Origin of the sequence: Bradyrhizobium sp. SMVTL-02 (genome assembly GCF_051853005.1) — a bacterium.
GTDB lineage: Bacteria > Pseudomonadota > Alphaproteobacteria > Rhizobiales > Xanthobacteraceae > Bradyrhizobium.
In genome coordinates, this window is record NZ_CP182469.1 from 7,878,585 (window position 1) to 7,897,186 (window position 18,602).

Consider the following 18,602-nt stretch of genomic DNA (forward strand, 5'->3'; position numbering starts at 1 on the left):
CCCCTAGGTAGGGCGCGGACTCATTAAGGCGCAGCCACAACCGGATTGACGCGAGTTGAATAAATGCAAGGTAGTTGGCGGCGAGCCTATGGTAGCGCGTTGCCACCCGACGGCATTGCTTGATCCTGTTGAAGAACCGCTCAACCTTGGTCCGAATGGTTCACGTCATCAACGGAAACGTGAGCGTCGTTGTTGTGCCCGTATCGGCACTTTGCTGCTGAACGTCGCCACCGATTTGTTTGGCAAGCGATGCGATCAGCTTAAGACCCGATCCATGCTCGTTCGATTTCTGGATGCCACACCCATTGTCGGACACAGTTAGACGGGCCTCGCCGTAGCCGACGCCGCCTACCAAGTGCACCTTGATCCTGCCGCCGTTCCGGTCGAATGCATGTTTAATGCTGTTCATTGCAGTCTCATTTAGGATGAGACCGACCGGCAATGCTCGGTCGATGCTCAGTTCGAGCTCGTCGCACTCGACATCGATTTCGACTCCTTCAACCTGCTGACGGATCGCGCTGCAAAGTGCGCGTATGTAAGATGATAGGTTTACATTATGGCCATCGTGTCGAGGGGCGAGTTGATCATGCGCCAGCGAGATGGCGTTGATACGGCTAGCGACATGATCCAGCTCGCGATGAACCTCTGTGCTCTGATGCCGGCGCTTTTGGAGGGAGATAGAAGATAAAACGAGCTGAAAGTTATTCTTGACGCGATGTTGCATTTCCCGAAGTAGCACTTCTCGCCTTTGAGCTTCGGCGGCAGCAGCGATCAAGCGCGCTTCTTCATCCGGCCGCGCATAGTGGCGAAGTACGGCTCCTATCAGCGCGGCAGCGGCGGTCAGAAAATCGGTCGTGTCCTCGGTGAACTCTCTCGCCTTGGTGCTGTCCACTTCGAGCACACCCCAGGCTGCACCATCTATAAGCACAGGAACGTTGGTCAACGAGATGATGCCATGCTCCTTCAGAAGATCCGAATGAATGTATTCTTGTTGTTCACCGAGATTTTGGACGGTGACGGGTTCTGCCGTCTGAAACGAGCGCCCGGGTGGAGAGCGTAGGTCGGCCGATAAGGTCGCGGTCCCTACGACCCCATCCTTCCATCCCACACCTGCGACTAGGAGGAGATCTGAGGAGTGCGGACGATATTGGAGAATCTTTACGTGGTGTATCTCTACTGCGCGCGCGACTTGAACGACCGCTTGATTTAGAAAGCGATGCAGATCTACCTTTTCACCCCCGAGTCGCCCGATATCGACCAGAATGCGGATGTGGCGCCGGAGCCTATCCAGCGAGCCACCTTCGTTCATTCCGGGCGCCAGTTCTTTCATTTACTTCCAATGCCACGCAGTCCGAAAAGTGCCAGAGACAGTTGCTGAAGCCAATCTCTCATCGGTCCAGTTAGCTTATTGCGCTGCCGCACGAAAATGGCCGCTATAGCGGACAAGGCCTACGTCGCAGCTATGGCCCATTTCACAGTAAACAGCCTAGCATTCGCCAAGTAAGTATCGAAGCCGAGTCCGCTTACCTGGCTCGCAGCCGCACTTGAGCGCCGTTGCCTTCATTACTGCTGTAGTTCTCTGAGGATGCGGTCTCGATGCTGCAGGTGCTGCATTTGAGAGGCCTTGAAATTATCGAGCAGCTTCCGCGCCTCGCCGGCGTCATAGCCCTGACGAACCATGAACCCTATCCGTCCCTCCTGCTCAAAGATGTGGCGCTCGCCTTGAGCTATGTGCCGCTCGGCTTCTTTCAAATGTCGGAGCTGCATCGCGCGGTCCATGCCACAGCTTATCACAAGGAAGATGATCTCGGTGCCCGAAAAATCCTGCTATTCTCATTCTTCCTCGGCATTATGTCGCGGCGCGTTGCTTCCCAGGAAGGTACTCGGCGGTGGATGTTCTTTCCGAACACAGCTCTGGGGGCGTTTAATCAGCTGCTCGTCGATCGTAAGATCAATTCGATAGACAGGTTTTCGCTGCTTTTGCGGCAGCATATAGCCTCCAACGACCGCTCTATCGGTCATGCAGATGACGAGGTCATTGTTCCGATCGCGACCGGCCGGCGCAGGAAAGCGGGCGACGAAGACCAATTTCTCAAACTGCTCCGGGGCCGCGATGGGTCAAACTCGACAAAACTGAATGTGAGCATAATAGGTCTACTGCCAGGCGGATAGCTCCAAATCCCTAGGCGGGAATGCGGACATTCGCTAGCAAGATGTCGCGCACGCGCCGATCAGGGGCACGTGGCTCGGCCGGGATCCTCGCTGGCGTAACGAACCCCACGCGGCGAATCGCCAAAGCGAGCTCGGAACAGGCGATTGAAATGCGAAACATCCGAGAAGCCTACCTCGAGCGCGATATCGGAAATTAGCTGCGCGCTGACGCGCGCCTCGGTTAACAGTTTGAACGCAAGTTGGAGACGTAGCTCATTCACATGCCCGGTGAACGATGATCCTGATGACGCCATCAGGCGCTGCAGATAGCGAGGTGAAATGCCTTGGCGATGAGCGACCTCCTCGACGCTAAGCCCGGGCTTCTGAAAGTGTGCCGCGATGTAGTCGAGTACGGCGCTGTGGCGCGCGGCCACGATCGCACTCGCATCGCTCTCGCCCAAGGGGGCGCACTCGCTGACCGCGAGCGCAACAAGATCACAGGTGTGAGCTACGACCGCATCACGCAGCTTGGGGCGGGCCAGAGGCCCCTCCTTAAATGCCGACTTCAGATAGGCCATGAGGAGGCGGAGTGCTTCATTTCGCTGAGGAATCGGCCGTATTGCGAGGCTCTCGATGTCGGTCACGCGCTGCGCAAGTGCCTCGCGGGGTACCGCCAGACCAAATAGTATTCCGTCGATATAGGTGACAGTCGCGGGCTCCGAATGCAGAATCGAGGTAGCGTCGCCGGCGCAAAGCTCGATGTCCCGGCCGCGCTGCGACAAACGACTTTTGCCGGGTAAGGAGACGATAAGGCCGATCGAGTCATCGCCGTCAGCAACGCTCGCCCGCAAGCGCGCGAAGCGCATGGGCGAGCCTTTCAGTGCGAGCGTGCGTAGACCCCGGAGCGCTTGCAATGTTGCGTCGGCTTGAAACGGCACGTCCGTCAGAGGTTCAATATCGACATGAACTATTCCCCGCACAAACCTCTCGCGCCATAGTGGAAGTCGCATCCGCTCCGGATGCTCGCGCGTCGAGAATCGATGCGATACGAAATGGGCTGCGTCCAGAGACATGAGGATCTCCAGCCTTGATAAGCTATTGTGTCAAAATGCGGCAGGCCAGCTGCCGGTATCCGTAGTTTGCAATTCGCGCACCGACATCTCCTCAGGTACGCAAGATTCCAAGAAGCTACTTCATTTGTCTGCTAGTCTCATTCACCTGTGATTGATGCTGATGTGAACTGGCTCACGTGGCGACCAGAAAATTACGGCAATTTTTGATTGCAAATGTAGCGAGCTAATCTCTCCTTTAAGAGGAAATGATTGCAATAGTTCTATTTCAAATTGCTGCCGTCGGATCCAGTTTGAACATCCCTGGCTGCAAGACTTTATCGCACTGCTCATCGCAGGCGGAAGTTCTGCAGAACAACACTGTCCTCTAATCCGGTCTCCTATCGTGCCTTGATCGCCGCATCACCTTAAGGTTCGTCGGAGCCAATGACTTCCCGGCACTGTTCCTTTTTAGCTGGCGGATGAAATGGTCGAAATCTGTCCTAGGAGCTATGGCTGATTTTGGGTGACGCGGCCTGATCAGGCGGCGTGGCTTTCAGTGTTCGGAATGACTTCGATTCCGTCGATGAACTTTACACCGGCGATGACTTTCGGCAACTGGTTCGTGCTCTTCAATCGCCGCCAGGTCTTCGACGCGGCGTCGATGAGCTTGAACACCATCAGCTTCGCGGTTGGTTGCGACAGGGTAGTGCAACCAGATCGCGAGTCAAGTTATACTGGCCCCAGTGTCGTCAGAAGCGGGGGCTTTTCATGCGCGAATTTCAGACAGCAATGCTTGCGATTTTGTGGTCCGTCGCACCGGCGCAGGCACAGAACCTGGATCGAATGGAACGTCCTCCCGCGGGCTGGACTGGCAGCGTATTCGAGCCAAGCTATTCGTTTCCCCAGACCGCGCCGCTTGTCTCGGCCAAACCCTGGGACCAGATCGATTTCCGGAGTGATGCCGCCGGATACATGAGGGCCGTGCTTGCTCATGTGCTCGAAGGGCAGGATCGTTCGACATGGCGTGTGCAGGATAACGCGGTGCGAAAATGGTATCACGCGCCCTGGATGGGCCCGGGCGGGAATGGCCGCGAGTTTGTTAACGGTCTTACGCGCGAGCGCAGTTCGCGCGCTGGCGAATTGGGACCAGGCCAGTCATCATGTAGGCAGAACTGGGCCGTCAGCTTCTACAATCCGGAAGGCGGCTACACGCTCGGACGTGTTTGGCGGCCCGTTGTCGCTGGAAGCGGCGATCCGGATCTTTCCGCGCTCCCATTCCATCCGGGCACCGTTGTCGCGAAACTCCTGTTCACTGAGGCTGACCAAACGGAAGTGCCCATCCTTGCTGGCGCACCGTCTGTGCAAGCCAACATCCACGAGGACAAGAATCCAGCCGATGACCAGTGCCCTTCGGCCACTATTGGCACTCCTCCAGCGCCCGCCCCGCGCGCTGTCACGACTTTACGCCTGCTGCAGGTCGATGTCGCCGTTCGTGAACCCCGCGCCGAATCCACGACGGGGTGGGTGTTCGGGACGTTCGTCTACAACGGTACGAAGGCCGGTGCTGATCCCTGGACTAAGCTTGACCCGGTCGGATTGATGTGGGGCAACGATCCGCAACTGACCGATGAGGAAGCCGCATCAGGTAAGAAGCCCGCGGAAGGAATCGTGCTCTCTGACTTCGGGTTCACACGACATTTCGGCCGGGGAGGACGCATGAACGGACCTGTCGACAATCCGGTATCTTCATGCCTGTCCTGCCATATGACCGCGCAGTGGCCTACGCCGGCAAACATGACGCCGCGTGGGGGCACCAACTGGGCCATCGTTGGATGCTGGTTCCGCAATCTCGGACCTTCCGCTCCGTTCGGCAACGAACCGGCGTCGGGCAAGCCCTGCGGCAGCGACGCGGCGAAGCTTACTTCACTCGACTTTTCCCTTCAGCTGGCAGTGGGGCGCCGCAACTGGGAAATCAACAAGGCGTCGGGCATGTTCTCGACGGCGGTGCAGGGCGGAGTTTTCTCCGCACCGGTACCTGCGACGTCGACCTTCGTGTTCGACGAACTGACGCTAGACATTGGCGGAGTGAGAAGCCTACCCGTGCACCGCTGACAGATTTTGCCGATGACGCGCACGAGGACAAGAGCATAGAGACGTGGGGGCTGCATGGCCAAGGCGTTTCGCGAATGCTTCCTATCGTTTCGGATATCAGCGCGAGTACGTCTGGACCGAGAAGGAACTCCACCAACTCTTGCCTGGACATCGATGTCGTGCCATTTGGCGCGTGCAGCTTGTCTTTGGTCGGGCCGCCGTGACGACGAAAGGGTGTGTAGTGAGAAACTCCACCACGAGTTCGAATCTCGCGCTTCCGAGATCGGCGCGCGCTCGAATTGTTGCAACCAAGTTGAAATGTCTCTGGCTCCGCAAAGTTGGAATGTCACTCGGCGGCTTCTGACGGAGCCTGGCCCGACGCTGCGGAGACTCCCATATCGCAGCGGCGGCGGGCCAGGCGGGCGGGTTTCTGCGACTTCTCGATCTGAGCGAGGCGGTCGGCGCGGTCCTTCAGGAGACCGCCTTTCTGGCTCGATCGTCTTGGACCGACCAGATCGCCGCGAGGAGGGGGCGCTCCATCCTGCTGTTCCTTGATCCAGGCCAGGACCTCGCCGAGACGCTTGTTCTCGACGATCGCGGCATGGCTGACCCGCTGCAGCTTGTCGAACGCGGAATAGGGCAGTGGCAAGCCTTTCCAGCGCAGTTCAAGTCGGCCGTCGGGGAAGTCGTAGACATCGATCGACTTGCCCCGAGAGAGGCGGTTGTTGTATTGGGCCGTAGCATCAGCTTCATGCGGTTGTAGTTCACCACAAGCTGGCGCGAAACATGGCGCTGCTCCCGCCAACACAGAATGTCGTCGAGCCAATCGATGCCGCCCATCGGCCGGTGCAGATCACGCTCGCTCGCCGGGGCCTTGGCAAAGCGGCGATTGTAGTCGGCCATGAACGCCGGCAGGAACGTGTTGGCGGCTTCGATGCTCGATATCCCGGCCAACCGCAGCTCCTTCACCAGCCGATCCTGGAGCGTCTGATGTGCTCGCTCCACACGGCCTTTGGCTTGGCTGCTATTGGCGCACAGAATCTCGATATTGAGCTCCGACAGGGCCCGGCCAAACTGCGTCATGCCGTCGCCGCCCGCCGCATCCTCGTTGGAAACCCGAAAGATCGAATGCTTGTCGGAATAGAACGCCACGGGCTTGCCGTGCTGCAGCAGATAGCTCTTCAGCGTCTCAAAATATGCAAACGTGCTCTCGGAGGCGACGAACCGGAGTTCCATCAGGGTGCTGGTAGCGTCATCGATGAATACCAGAAGCGTGCAGGGCGGCGCACGATCCTCGAACCAGCGATGCTCCGAACCGTCGATCTGGATCAACTCGCCGAGGTGCTCGCGGCGATGGCGGGGCTGCTGAAACCGTTTGCGCTCGGCGCGTGGCAGCCAGATCCCGGCCTGCCGCATCCAGCCGCGCAGCGTCTCCCGGGACACATATAACTCGTGTCGTTCGGCCAACTTCTCAGCGGCAAGCGTCGGTCCGAAATCCGGATAATGCTCACGAACCAACGCGATCGCATGGTCGCGCACGGCATCCGGCAGACGGTTGTTTGAAGGTTGGCCGCGCCGTTGGTTGGCGATGGACGGGGCGCCGTCGTGGCGGTAGCGCTTGAGCAGCCGATAGGTCTGCCGGAGTGTGAGGCGCATCAGATCGGCTGCAGCCAAGGGCGTCAACTTGCCGCCATCCAGTCGCGCCAGCACCTCGAGGCGGTTCAGTTCTCGCTTGCTCATCAACACTAAACCCATCGGTTCCGCAGCCCCCAAACTCCGTCACAAGGAGGTCGAAGACTGACATTCCAACTTTGTTCAGTGCTGACATTTTAGCTTTGCGCCTACACGAATTGTTGCAACCAAGTTGAAATGTCTCTGGCTCCGCAAAGTTGGAATGTCACTCGGCGGCTTCTGACGGAGCCTGGCCCGACGCTGCGGAGACTCCCATATCGCAGCGGCGGCGGGCCAGGCGGGCGGGTTTCTGCGACTTCTCGATCTGAGCGAGGCGGTCGGCGCGGTCCTTCAGGAGACCGCCTTTCTGGCTCGATCGTCTTGGACCGACCAGATCGCCGCGAGGAGGGGGCGCTCCATCCTGCTGTTCCTTGATCCAGGCCAGGACCTCGCCGAGACGCTTGTTCTCGACGATCGCGGCATGGCTGACCCGCTGCAGCTTGTCGAACGCGGAATAGGGCAGTGGCAAGCCTTTCCAGCGCAGTTCAAGTCGGCCGTCGGGGAAGTCGTAGACATCGATCGACTTGCCCGCGAGAGAGGCGGTTGTTGTATTGGGCCGTAGCATCAGCTTCATGCGGTTGTAGTTCACCACAAGCTGGCGCGAAACATGGCGCTGCTCCCGCCAACACAGAATGTCGTCGAGCCAATCGATGCCGCCCATCGGCCGGTGCAGATCACGCTCGCTCGCCGGGGCCTTGGCAAAGCGGCGATTGTAGTCGGCCATGAACGCCGGCAGGAACGTGTTGGCGGCTTCGATGCTCGATATCCCGGCCAACCGCAGCTCCTTCACCAGCCGATCCTGGAGCGTCTGATGTGCTCGCTCCACACGGCCTTTGGCTTGGCTGCTATTGGCGCACAGAATCTCGATATTGAGCTCCGACAGGGCCCGGCCAAACTGCGTCATGCCGTCGCCGCCCGCCGCATCCTCGTTGGAAACCCGAAAGATCGAATGCTTGTCGGAATAGAACGCCACGGGCTTGCCGTGCTGCAGCAGATAGCTCTTCAGCGTCTCAAAATATGCAAACGTGCTCTCGGAGGCGACGAACCGGAGTTCCATCAGGGTGCTGGTAGCGTCATCGATGAATACCAGAAGCGTGCAGGGCGGCGCACGATCCTCGAACCAGCGATGCTCCGAACCGTCGATCTGGATCAACTCGCCGAGGTGCTCGCGGCGATGGCGGGGCTGCTGAAACCGTTTGCGCTCGGCGCGTGGCAGCCAGATCCCGGCCTGCCGCATCCAGCCGCGCAGCGTCTCCCGGGACACATATAACTCGTGTCGTTCGGCCAACTTCTCAGCGGCAAGCGTCGGTCCGAAATCCGGATAATGCTCACGAACCAACGCGATCGCATGGTCGCGCACGGCATCCGGCAGACGGTTGTTTGAAGGTTGGCCGCGCCGTTGGTTGGCGATGGACGGGGCGCCGTCGTGGCGGTAGCGCTTGAGCAGCCGATAGGTCTGCCGGAGTGTGAGGCGCATCAGATCGGCTGCAGCCAAGGGCGTCAACTTGCCGCCATCCAGTCGCGCCAGCACCTCGAGGCGGTTCAGTTCTCGCTTGCTCATCAACACTAAACCCATCGGTTCCGCAGCCCCCAAACTCCGTCACAAGGAGGTCGAAGACTGACATTCCAACTTTGTTCAGTGCTGACATTTTAGCTTTGCGCCTACACGAATGATTCGCATAACCTTCATTATGGAATATCCGAAGTGAAGTTTGCATCGAGATCGCGTTGCCGAAAGCCCGTCTGGTTAGAGCTAGAGGGATTCCACGTGCGGCCTTAGCACGTCAACCGTCTCGAACAGTCCCGCAGCCTCCATCACGAGCAAGAGCTCCGCCGGCGTCATTTCCGGCTTCTTGAAGCGTTCGCGCATACGCCGAATGGCTGCAACAGCGCGAGCTTCGTCGAGTGCGATAGTATCCGCGATGAAGGCGTCGGCCGATTTCGCCTCCATGTTTAGGTCGGAAAGAACTGCCGCCGGAAAGTCCTTAAGGTTTTCCGTTACGATCATTGCGGCTTGCGTCTTGGCCGCCGCAGCAACAACGTGGTGATCGTTGGGATCAGGCAGACCCGCCGCAACCGGCAAGAAGTTATCAAAATCTGTAACTATGGCGTCTTCGAAGGCGGCTTCCATGCTGGCGCGCGCCCGCTCTGCGCGCGCCGCGGCATCGGTGAAGCCCTTGCCGGTCAAAATTTCCTCGATAGCTGTTTCGGTCTCATCCAGAACGCGGCTCGACCAGCGGAGACGAAAAAACTCCGCCTCCGCCAAGGAGAGCAGCAGGTTCCTTTTGAGCGCGCTTGCAAGCGAGCACGCATCGACGAATGCGGTGAAGCGGTTTGCAAACAAGCTTACAGGTGCTCCGCGTCCTGCTCAGCGAGATTCGCAAGCGCTTTGCCGCGCTTCTCATCACGCGCGCGCTTATAGGCGAATAGGTCCTCTGCCCTAATCCTGCGATGACGCCCCACTGTCACGTGCTGAATTTCGTTCTTCTCGAGCAGCGAGACCAGAAACGGACGCGAGACATTCAGGATGTCGGCAGCTTGCTGCGTAGTCAACATCTCATGCACGGGCACAAGCGTCACCGCATCGCCGCGACCGATATGCCGCAGCAATTCCATCAAGAGACTCGACAGGGCCGGCGACAAGGTTATCTCAGCAGCCTGCTGTGCATCGTCGAGCACTCGCAGTTTGGCATCTCCCGTCGCATGCGAAGCGAGTATCTGACGAAGTTGGTTGGCTGCCGCCTTCTCGCTCGCGGAAGGCAAGCGAGTGCCTCCCAGCTCTTCAGCGTAGGCTGGCATCGTCATCGTATTTTCTCCCCTGTACGGCCTTCTATGTAGGCTATAATCGAAATAAACGCAACATACGAAATAAACGAAACGCCCCAAAGTTCCTGACCAGCGGGGGCTCCCCTCCCCCTTCTGTCCTGGCCGATCTGTGGGAACTCTGGCCCGCTCGCTAGGAATAAATTCCAAAATCTTCATTATGCGAAATAATATTGTCTAGCGCAATCAATTGCTTAAGTTTGTGGAGTCTCTCCTGCAGATATCACCCACCCCCGCAAGGCTCATAGCCACGGAAAGTAAGTGCTAACCAAGATCGGGCTTCTCTGATCGCTGAAAGAGAATGCCGCTGAATTCCCAATCGATGCCCCACAGTTGATCGGCGTAGATAGTCTGGGCCACAAAGTCGGGATCGATTTCAGGTTTGCGTTGCAGGCGTTTCGAGATATCCGTGAGCGTTAGGACGATTAGCTTCTCTCCATCGGGGCATCTTCATGGCAACAGGTCTCCAGCAGCCGATTTAGACGCCTTGCTCATGTTGCGACGTTAGGCCGACAAATCTCAGCCGTTGTCGTTGGCCGGCCGTGGTGGCCGGTAATTTTGGACGCCGATCCTCTGGCTTAGGGGGACCGGTGCGATGGCGAGTTGGCTATGGCATGAAACTCCGCAGGGTTGAGCTTCCGGTGGTCTGCATCGACGCGCGGCATGCGCACGCAGCTTTGTCGGTCCGAATGAACAAGAGCGATCAGAATGATGCGCGAGGGCTTGCCGAACTGGTGCGGGTTGGATGGTATCGAGAGGTCAAAGTCAAAAGTGCGGAAAGCCAGAAGATCCGAGCGATCCTTGTCGCCAGATCTCGGCTAGTGTCCATGCGCCGAGACATCGAGAACCAGGTTCGCAGCTTGATCAAGGAATGTGGATTGCTGTTCCCTCGCGCGATCGGCGAACAATTCCGCAACCAGGTCAGCGAACTCTTTGGGCGTCGATCATTTGCTTCTGAGCGTGATATCGCCGCTGCTCTCGATCCATGAGAACGTTTGTTAAGAGCAAGGTAAGTTCGACAACGAGGTCCGCCGGTTGGCAAAGATGGACGAGACGACGCGTCGCCTGATGACGGTCCCGGGGGTCGGTGTCGTGACGGCCCTAACGTTCCGCCACACGATCGATGACCCCTCGCCCTTCCGGTCGGCTTCGACGGTCGGCGCCTACCTCGGCCTTACGCCGAGGCGCAGACTCCGGCCGAGACTCCCGGTGATCTGGAGGCCAGGAGTCAAGCGCTTGAAGATCAACTGAAGGCGCTTCAGGGCAGCTCGGCTGAGATGCCGCAGCAGGTCTGTCGCGCGGCGATCAGGATGGAAGGGCGCGTCAATCAAGGGTTCTTCCGCATATTTGGGGCAGGGTGTGGGATTCACGGACGGTGCGAATAAGGTCATAAGGCTGGAATCGCAGTCGACGCCGTGATTCGCCTTGCACCAAGCATTCCGCTCGCTGATTTCGCCCGAGCTCTTAATTGTCCAGATACTTCCCCAAACTGACAGGGTGGTGCTCGTGGCTCGACCAAAGGCAGCGGTCTCGCTCTGTCCCTGTTGCAGTAACTCGACGTTCGGCGCGGTCAGGACGAGCGCCATTGCCATCGCCAGGCCGGCCGTCTGTGGCCGGACGCGATGAACAGAATAGATTTTGGAAGGCGATTGCCACAGGGCAGAGCAGCGAAGATGCTGCGCTTGAGGCCGGATTATCGCAACCTGTCGGAAGCAGATTGTTCCGAAAGGCAGGCGGCATGCCACCAGCGATGTTCAGATCTTCGGCCAAGCCTCTCTCCGGGCGCTACCTTTCACTGGCTGAACGCGAGGAGATCGCTCTTCTAAAGGTGCAGGGCCATTCCATACAGGAGATTTGGCGCCGCTTGGGACGGGCTGCTTCGACGGTCTCCCGTGAACTGCGGCGGAACGCCGCCACCCGCGGCGGCGGGTTGGAATATCGGGCAACAACTGCCCAATGGCATGCAGACCGATCTGCCCGCCGGCCCAAGTTGACCAAGCTTGCGCTCAACGCAACCTTGCGCACTTATGTGGCGGAGAGACTTGCCGGCGGCGTTGTAGCCCCGAGCGGAGCTTATATTCCGGGCCCCGCCGTTCGGTGGAACGGCCGCCGGCATGGCCGGCGAAAGGATCGACGATGGGCCAAAGCATGGAGCCCTGAGCAGATTGCCCGACGCTTGCCGATCGACTTCCCGGACGACAAGACGATGCGCATCAGCCACGAAGCCATCTATCAGGCTCTCTTCGTACAGGGCCGCGGTGTACTACGCAGCGAGCTGACGGCCTGCTTGCGAACCGGGCGCGTGTTGCGCGTGCCCAGGGCGCGCGTACGCAGGCGAGGCAAGAACTTCGTCTCGCCAGCGATCATGATCAGTGAGCGCCCCGCTGAAGCGGCCGATCGAGCAGTGCCGGGACATTGGGAGGGAGACCTCATTCTCGGTCTGGCAGCTCGGCGATCGGCACGTTGGTCGAGCGCACGACGCGCTTCACAATGCTACTGCACCTTCCCCGGCTGGCGGGGATGGCGAAGTTCCACGTAAGAAGAACGGACCTGCACTCGCGGGACACGGAGCGGAAGCCGTGCGTGACGCGATCTCGCGCACCATCATCACTTTGCCCGAAGAGCTACGTCGCACGCTGACTTGGGATCAAGGAGCGGAAATGGCTCAGCACGACCGCCTCAAGATCGATGCGGGTATCCACGTCTACTTCTGCGATCCTCAAAGCCCTTGGCAACGCGGCACTAACGAGAACACCAACGGCTTGCTGCGGCAGTACTTCCCGAAAGGCACAGACCTGAGCATCCACAGCGCCGACGAGATATCCGCTGTAGCAGCGGCCCTGAATGCCCGACCGAGAAAGACACTGGGCTGGAAAACGCCGGCAGAAGCGCTTGACGAATTATTATCATGAGCGAAACATTGGGTGTTGCGACGACCGTTTGAATCCGCCCAATACGTATCCATCAAGTACACCGAGCGCCTGGCTGAAGCTGGTGTCGAGCCGTCCGTCGGCAGTGTCGGAGATTCCTATGACAACGCTCTCGCCGAAACCATCAACGGTCTCTACAAAGCCGAAGTGATCCATCGGCGCGGGCCATGGCGTAGCTTCGAGGCCGTCGAGTTCGCGACCCTGGAATGGGTGGATTGGTTCAACAACCGGCGGCTGCTGGAGCCCATCGGCAACATTCCGCCGGCCGAAGCCGAGCAACGATACTACGCCATGCTGGAACAGCCGGCCAGGGCGGCATAACTAAAACCAAATGGCCTCCGGCAAACCCGGGGCGGTTCAGGATGACGCAGTTCGGCCGCGCGCTGCACGAGCTCAACATCGATATCATTTGTGCCAATGTCCCACAGGCCAAGGGGCGCGTGGAACGAGCCAACGGCACACTGCAGGACCGCCTGGTCAAGGAGATGCGGCTGGCCGGAATCTCGACCATCGAGGCCGGCAACGCGTTCCTGCCGGCGTTCATGGCGGACTATAATCGCCGTTTTGCCAAGGAGCCGTTCAACGACAAGGATCTACACCGGCCCTTGGCTGCGCACGACAACATCGACGATGCCTTTGCCTGGAAGGAAGAGCGCACGGTCTCCAACAGCCTGTCGCTGCAGTACGACAAGGTGCTGTTCCTGCTCGAGCCGAACGAGCTGACCCGTCCCCTCGCCCGCCAGCGCGTCACTGTGTTCGACTATCCGGACGGGCGCTTTGCGATCAAGCACCAGGGGCGCGAGCTGCCGTACCGCACCTTCGACAAGCTGCAGCAGGTCGACCAGGCCGCGATTGTCGAGAACAAGCGGCTGGGGCCAGTTCTTGCGTACATCGCCGAGCAACAACAGCTGCGCGATGAAGGACGCCGCAAGAAAGCACCGCGTCGCCGCGGTCAGGGCAAGAATTTATTCCGGGTCGGTTGACGGCCTCTCGTGGCCAGCACCGGTGCTAGTGCCACCGTGCTCGGCGCCGTCAAGGACGGCCCTTTGGGCCGCCGCCTCCGGCGGTCTTCGATCCTTGACCGCTCCTGCGCGCGGCGGCGCGTCGGGACGGAGGGCGTCCCGACCATCGACCGCGCCTCCGGCGGGTCGAACAAAGAGCGATCAGGCGAGCCGTCTGTCGGCTCACAAGGTGACATTTCTAATGAGCGGAACCTGCGACTTGTCTATCGGGCGCCGACAAGTATTGTCTAGCGCAATCAATTGCTTAAGTTTTTGGACAGTTCGTCCGGCACGCCGAGCCCGACGTCTCTCCTGCAGATATCACCCCACCCCGGATTACGTTATGAGGTAATACGCGCAAGGCGGCGAGCCCCAGACCCGGCAGCGCGGAGCATCGTTGTGCGTCTCAGGAGGCTCGAGCAGATCAACAGCGGCCGCATTGGTCCCGCAAACGATTTTCGCCGTCAGTTGATGAGCGTGGTCGGTCAGATCACCGTACTCGACTTCCTTTCGCCGGTACATTTGGAATGTATCCGAGCTGCTGCTCCAGAGCGGCCAGGGCCTGGCGAGCTCCCTCTAGCGCCGCAGTCGCCTCGTTGAAGAGCTGTCGCGCCTCATTTAATTGAGTGACCGCCCTTACGCCAGCATTAAAGAGCTTTTTCCTGGTTGATTGAGGTCGATCCTCGAGTACTGCGCGCTCTAGGTCTGGGAGCATGCTCATGAGCGCTCGATGTGTGCGTGCTTGCGCCTTTTCAGAATTCGCGGCGGCGGCTAGCGCGTCACGATATCGCCTTACCGCCCCGATGGTCCTCTCCTCAAGATGGAAATCGTCGCTCAATGGCTCGTTCTCGCTGCTTGCACGGTCGAAGCCGCATCGGGGGTCATGCTGCTTCGATGACAGATCGCTCCCAACTCCCTTTGATCGTACAACCTGACGCTACGTGCGCTTCAAGCCTCTTGGGAAATTATTACTTTCGCCGCCCTTCATCAGATTGCGCATTGGCGATGGCAATTCGGTCTTGACCTCGACCGTAGCGAGAACGCTGCCGGTGGAGTCCTTCTCGACGACGACGCTGACTACCGCGTCGTCCGCACGGATCAACCGTAACGCACGCGCGATCGCGATCGTGTTCGGCGCCGAGGCCATGTTCAATCCTCGTCGTCGGCCGACCTACCGTGCGCCAGGGGCTGGCTTCCGATGCCGGTGCCGAGACCGAGGGCGGTAGCGAACGCGGCGCGCTTGATCTTCGTGCCCGAGGACGCGATCTCGATGACCAGCGGCTTGTCGCCGGACCCGTCGGCCACACACTTGAACTCGCCGTTCGGCTGCTCGAGTATCTCAAGGTATTCGCGTTTGGCCCGTATGTACGGCGGATCGTCATCATCGTCTTCGACGGGCTTGCTGCTGGAAATGATCAGCGCCCCCTCGCGCGCCTGGGCCAACGCGCTACGCGCCGCCTCGTTGTCCTTTGCCTTCTCGCCCTTTTCGGACCAACTGTCGTACGACAGGCTACGCCAAGAGCAGTGGTGTGGCGCGATCAGCACGTCGTACTCGAGGCGCGAGGCTCGGTTCTTGTTGCGATCCCAAAGCCGCTCCCGAATCGCTACTCCGGCATCGCCGCCGATCAGGTACCGCGCCTTGACAACCTGCGACACCTTCAGGTCCACACGGAGGATCACGCTCGAGTCGTTCTTCGAGATGAGGGCCTCTTCTTCCTCGTCATCGGCTTTCAGCGGTGCCAGGAGCCGGGCTTCGAAAGATTCGTCAGCCGCCCCGGCGATCGTCGAGAACAGCGAATCGACCTTGACGACGATGCCACCGATATCGTCGGTCTTGCCGTCCACGTCCTCTCCCATGATCAGGATCCGGTTTCCATCGGCTTGGGTCCCCTCCTCGCGGAATTTTTTGACCCGGCGACGAGCCTCAGCCGACCAACATGGTGGACAACGCTGACGCGTTGACCACGTGCCCACAGAAACTGCAGCAGACAGAGTCTCTGGCAGCGTGATAGAAAGGGATGAGGAGCGGTCAGTTTCCAACTAACAAACCGGTTCAAGCGGTCCCGCTCCGCGGGTCCATTTCAGGGCGTCGGCCCGATCACCGTCAGCGCGATATTAGCTGAAGTGCCGGATGTTTCGCGGTTTCCGATCAGGCTGAGACTTCGCGGCATGGCTTGGCCCTGTGCCACGTCAGAACTCGAGTGGTGGCAAAGAACGGCTGGGCCGCATCACGAAGATGGGCGATCGCACTATCCGCCGGCTCCTCGTCATTGGCGCTATGTCCACGACAGGCTGGTCGCGGGGTAAGCAGAACTTCGCTCAAGGTTGGCTGGGGCGCAGTATCGCTCGCAAGCCGATCAAACTCGCTCCAGTCGCCCTGGCCAACAAAATGGCGAGGGTCATCTGGGCAGTGATGACGCGAGAGGAGACCTACCGCACGGGCCGGACCAGCCGGGTCCTGGCGGTCGTGGTGGCATCGGCGCTGAATGGGAAGGTGGCGCGACAGTGATAGACGAGATTGGGACACCCAGTAGACCTGTAGGCGCCCTAAGCGCGTCAGTTTGTTATGGACCCGATCCGCGGATCTCATCTGGGCCGGCGGCCAAACGTGCCGCCTCTTACGTAGGCCGGACACATGCAAGCCGCCAAATTTTCGCGCATTGCTCAAACAAAACCCTTGCACCGCGGGAGCCATCCACATATGCAGGTCTGGTCAGAAGTGCGGCTCATTCGGCGGCTTTATGCGTCATTGCAACCGGCCGGTGCGTGCCGCCCGGAGGAGGCGCACCGAGTCTTTGATTCAGAAGAAGACGCATCCGCGGCACGCAGACCTGCTCCGCATCATAATGATTGATCACGTGGTGGCGGGCGGCCGCGCGCAGCTCGGAGAACCTTGTTGGCTGCGCCAGCGCTTCAATAATCCGTTCAGCAAGCTCGTCCACCGCGAAAAATGGGACAAGCAAACCGTTGTCGCCGGAGCGGATGATCTCGCGCACCGGCGCCGTGTCAGAACCGATCACTAGGCATCCCGCACTCATCGCTTCCAACATCGACCAGGACAGTACGAACGGGTAGGTAAAATAGACGTGTGCGGATGATACCTGAAGGGCTGCAATGAAGGTTTCATACGCCACGCCGCCCAGGAAATGCACACGGGATAAGTCGAGGCGACCACGGACCTCAGCAAGGAAGGTTGACTTCCAGGTCGTACCCGTCGGTGGCGGCAGACCGTAGGACACGCCACTCCTGCCGATGATGATGACTTGCGCGTTCGGCCGGCATCTCAAGATCTCCGGCAGCGCTCGCATAAAGATATGGTAGCCCCTCAGCGGCTCGAGATTTCGCGCGACAAACGTCACGACCTCGTCGGAAGGGCGAAGGTACTGGCCATTCGGTAGTGTCAGGCGCGCGTGGGGGTTCGGCCGCATGCGCCCCGTGTCGATGCCCTCATGGATCACGTCGATCTTGCTTTGATAGTGTGGGGGAAAGGTCGATTTCTGCCATCTCGTTGGCGAGATCCCCATTTCGCAATCCTCGAGCGCCAGCAGAGTCGTCGCATTCTTCACGTGAAGCCCAATGTGGCCATCAAGTCCGGGCACCGGAAATTCCGGGTCAAACCCGATGTCCCGCCCCTCGGCCCCATAAAAGAATTCGCAATAAACGAGCAATCGTGCCTTTCGAAAGATGGAGCGCAACGGCAGGGTCTCGCCCCATCCGGGGTGTGCGAGGATCAGATCAGGCGAGAACCCGGACATCTGTAAGCTCGAAAGACTGTACATCACCTGCTCCGCGCGCCGACACTCTATATCGAAGCGTCGCGCAAACGGATGCGTTCCCGAGATATCAGCTTTTGGAAGTGCATATCGGACCAATTTGACGGATGGAAGCGATCTTGAAGTCGGCGCGCCGATGGCAACAAGTTCAAAGCCAGGCTCCCTGGCTAAGGCAGCCACTATGTTGCGGTACTGAGCCGGAAAATTGTTGTGAACGAACAGAATTTTCATCGGCAAGGTCTGGGCGTGATCAACGCAAATGGGTGCAATCGGCAGTTCCCGATCCTAACCTGCTGTATCACCTTCGGCCCTCCAGGGCTCGAATTGTATTTTTGCTGTCACAGATTAGGTGAACATGACAAGCGCATGACAGCTTTGGTTGTTTCCCTCCCATGTTGTGTTTGATAAGCTGCTGACATGCGCGTTGGACTGTGAGCATTCTGATTGAGTACCAAGCAATCCCACGTCAACTCTGAGTCACCGTGCCGCCGTTCCCACTTGATCGACGGCGATGACATCGCTGGCGCTATCGCGCAATTGAGGAGCGAGAATGACAGGCTTCGTCAAATAGCGGAGCTGCTCAGCGCAGAAACTGAATACCTGTGCCAATCTCTATTGCCGAATTGGTGTCTCCGCCATTCACGTGAGAAGCCCTTCCTAATGAGGCCGGTTCGTCGCAGCGACGCTCCGAATCTCAGGGGATCACGCAGGATCGTTAAGGCGAGAAGAAAAATACCTCGTTCATCTGATTGGGGGCAATAATGGCCGATGTTGAGCAGCAGAAAGTCGTAAGCCTAGATCGGGGACTTTTCTTAGTGAGCTACAAGAGTGCGGACGATCTCGCATCGCCGCCGCGCGTGACGGTTGTACCGACGCCGGGACATGAAGAGCGCATGGCGCTCATCATGCATCCCGACGCAACCGAGCCGACACTTTGGGAGCCGAATGAGGGTCTGATGGTTCGGGTCAAGACACCCGGCACGTTGCAGATTCAGGTTGAGCCGATGCGACCCGGGGGATCGCGCGCGGCCATGGTTCGTATCGAACCGA

The 18,602-nt window shown here is 59.2% G+C and carries 11 protein-coding genes and 7 pseudogenes; 7 read left to right on the forward strand and 11 right to left on the reverse strand.

Annotated elements, in window-relative coordinates:
• Window positions 1-160: 160 nt before the first annotated feature.
• Window positions 161-1,330, reverse strand: a complete 1,170-nt coding sequence (locus tag ACNJYB_RS37790; protein WP_439371680.1) for a sensor histidine kinase — start codon at window positions 1,328-1,330, stop codon at window positions 161-163.
• A gap of 266 nt (window positions 1,331-1,596) precedes the next feature.
• Between ACNJYB_RS37790 and ACNJYB_RS37795 the strand changes: the two genes are divergently transcribed.
• Window positions 1,597-2,172, forward strand: a complete 576-nt coding sequence (locus tag ACNJYB_RS37795) for a hypothetical protein (RefSeq protein ID WP_439371681.1) — start codon at window positions 1,597-1,599, stop codon at window positions 2,170-2,172.
• 59 nt (window positions 2,173-2,231) lie between these two features.
• On the opposite strand, the gene ACNJYB_RS37800 is transcribed toward ACNJYB_RS37795, so the two are convergent.
• Together ACNJYB_RS37800 and ACNJYB_RS37805 are read right to left on the reverse strand one after the other, a co-directional pair.
• Window positions 2,232-3,224 carry an AraC family transcriptional regulator gene (locus ACNJYB_RS37800; protein ID WP_439371682.1) on the reverse strand — a complete coding sequence of 331 codons (993 nt, stop codon included), beginning with the start codon at window positions 3,222-3,224 and terminating at the stop codon, window positions 2,232-2,234.
• A gap of 516 nt (window positions 3,225-3,740) precedes the next feature.
• A pseudogene (locus ACNJYB_RS37805) lies at window positions 3,741-3,905 on the reverse strand (IS256 family transposase); the annotation flags it as partial.
• A gap of 66 nt (window positions 3,906-3,971) precedes the next feature.
• Here ACNJYB_RS37805 and ACNJYB_RS37810 point away from each other — a divergent pair.
• A complete protein-coding gene (locus ACNJYB_RS37810; RefSeq protein ID WP_439371683.1) occupies window positions 3,972-5,315 on the forward strand; it encodes a hypothetical protein in 1,344 nt (447 codons plus the stop codon).
• Window positions 5,316-5,640: 325 nt separating this feature from the next.
• On the opposite strand, the pseudogene ACNJYB_RS37815 reads toward ACNJYB_RS37810, so the two are convergent.
• The 4 genes and pseudogenes from ACNJYB_RS37815 to ACNJYB_RS37830 all read right to left on the reverse strand — a co-directional run bounded on the left by ACNJYB_RS37815 (window position 5,641) and on the right by ACNJYB_RS37830 (window position 9,830).
• A pseudogene (locus tag ACNJYB_RS37815) lies at window positions 5,641-7,049 on the reverse strand (ISNCY family transposase).
• 142 nt (window positions 7,050-7,191) lie between these two features.
• Window positions 7,192-8,601, reverse strand: coding sequence for an ISNCY family transposase (locus ACNJYB_RS37820; RefSeq protein WP_439368021.1), 1,410 nt, complete (start codon window positions 8,599-8,601; stop codon window positions 7,192-7,194).
• 177 nt (window positions 8,602-8,778) lie between these two features.
• A complete protein-coding gene (locus ACNJYB_RS37825) occupies window positions 8,779-9,369 on the reverse strand; it encodes a PIN domain-containing protein (RefSeq protein WP_439371684.1) in 591 nt (196 codons plus the stop codon).
• Window positions 9,370-9,371: 2 nt separating this feature from the next.
• Window positions 9,372-9,830, reverse strand: coding sequence for a helix-turn-helix domain-containing protein (locus ACNJYB_RS37830; protein WP_061881968.1), 459 nt, complete (start codon window positions 9,828-9,830; stop codon window positions 9,372-9,374).
• 604 nt (window positions 9,831-10,434) lie between these two features.
• Here ACNJYB_RS37830 and ACNJYB_RS37835 point away from each other — a divergent pair.
• Window positions 10,435-11,036 (forward strand): annotated as a pseudogene (locus ACNJYB_RS37835) (IS110 family transposase); the annotation flags it as partial.
• Here ACNJYB_RS37835 and ACNJYB_RS37840 read toward each other — a convergent pair.
• On the reverse strand, window positions 11,012-11,434 hold the full coding sequence (locus ACNJYB_RS37840; RefSeq protein WP_439375808.1) for a hypothetical protein: 423 nt from the start codon (window positions 11,432-11,434) through the stop codon (window positions 11,012-11,014). The pseudogene ACNJYB_RS37835 and the gene ACNJYB_RS37840 sit on opposite strands and share 25 nt — an antisense overlap.
• Between ACNJYB_RS37840 and ACNJYB_RS37845 the strand changes: the two are divergent.
• The 3 pseudogenes from ACNJYB_RS37845 to ACNJYB_RS37855 all read left to right on the forward strand — a co-directional run.
• Window positions 11,434-12,792, forward strand: a pseudogene (locus ACNJYB_RS37845) (IS30 family transposase). The gene ACNJYB_RS37840 and the pseudogene ACNJYB_RS37845 sit on opposite strands and share 1 nt — an antisense overlap.
• 4 nt (window positions 12,793-12,796) lie before the next feature.
• Window positions 12,797-13,099 (forward strand): annotated as a pseudogene (locus tag ACNJYB_RS37850) (integrase core domain-containing protein); the annotation flags it as partial.
• A gap of 41 nt (window positions 13,100-13,140) precedes the next feature.
• Window positions 13,141-13,761, forward strand: a pseudogene (locus tag ACNJYB_RS37855) (ISNCY family transposase); the annotation flags it as partial.
• Between the two features lie 955 nt (window positions 13,762-14,716).
• On the opposite strand, the gene ACNJYB_RS37860 reads toward ACNJYB_RS37855, so the two are convergent.
• Entirely contained in the window at window positions 14,717-14,926 is a 210-nt protein-coding gene (locus ACNJYB_RS37860) for a hypothetical protein (protein WP_439371685.1), read from the reverse strand.
• Window positions 14,927-14,928: 2 nt separating this feature from the next.
• Window positions 14,929-15,624 (reverse strand): hypothetical protein, encoded by a 696-nt coding sequence (locus tag ACNJYB_RS37865; protein WP_439371686.1) that lies wholly within the window; start codon window positions 15,622-15,624, stop codon window positions 14,929-14,931.
• 316 nt (window positions 15,625-15,940) lie between these two features.
• Here ACNJYB_RS37865 and ACNJYB_RS37870 point away from each other — a divergent pair.
• A pseudogene (locus tag ACNJYB_RS37870) lies at window positions 15,941-16,058 on the forward strand (transposase); the annotation flags it as partial.
• Between the two features lie 447 nt (window positions 16,059-16,505).
• Here ACNJYB_RS37870 and ACNJYB_RS37875 read toward each other — a convergent pair.
• Entirely contained in the window at window positions 16,506-17,783 is a 1,278-nt protein-coding gene (locus ACNJYB_RS37875) for a glycosyltransferase family 4 protein (RefSeq protein ID WP_439371687.1), read from the reverse strand.
• Window positions 17,784-18,602 lie beyond the last annotated feature (819 nt).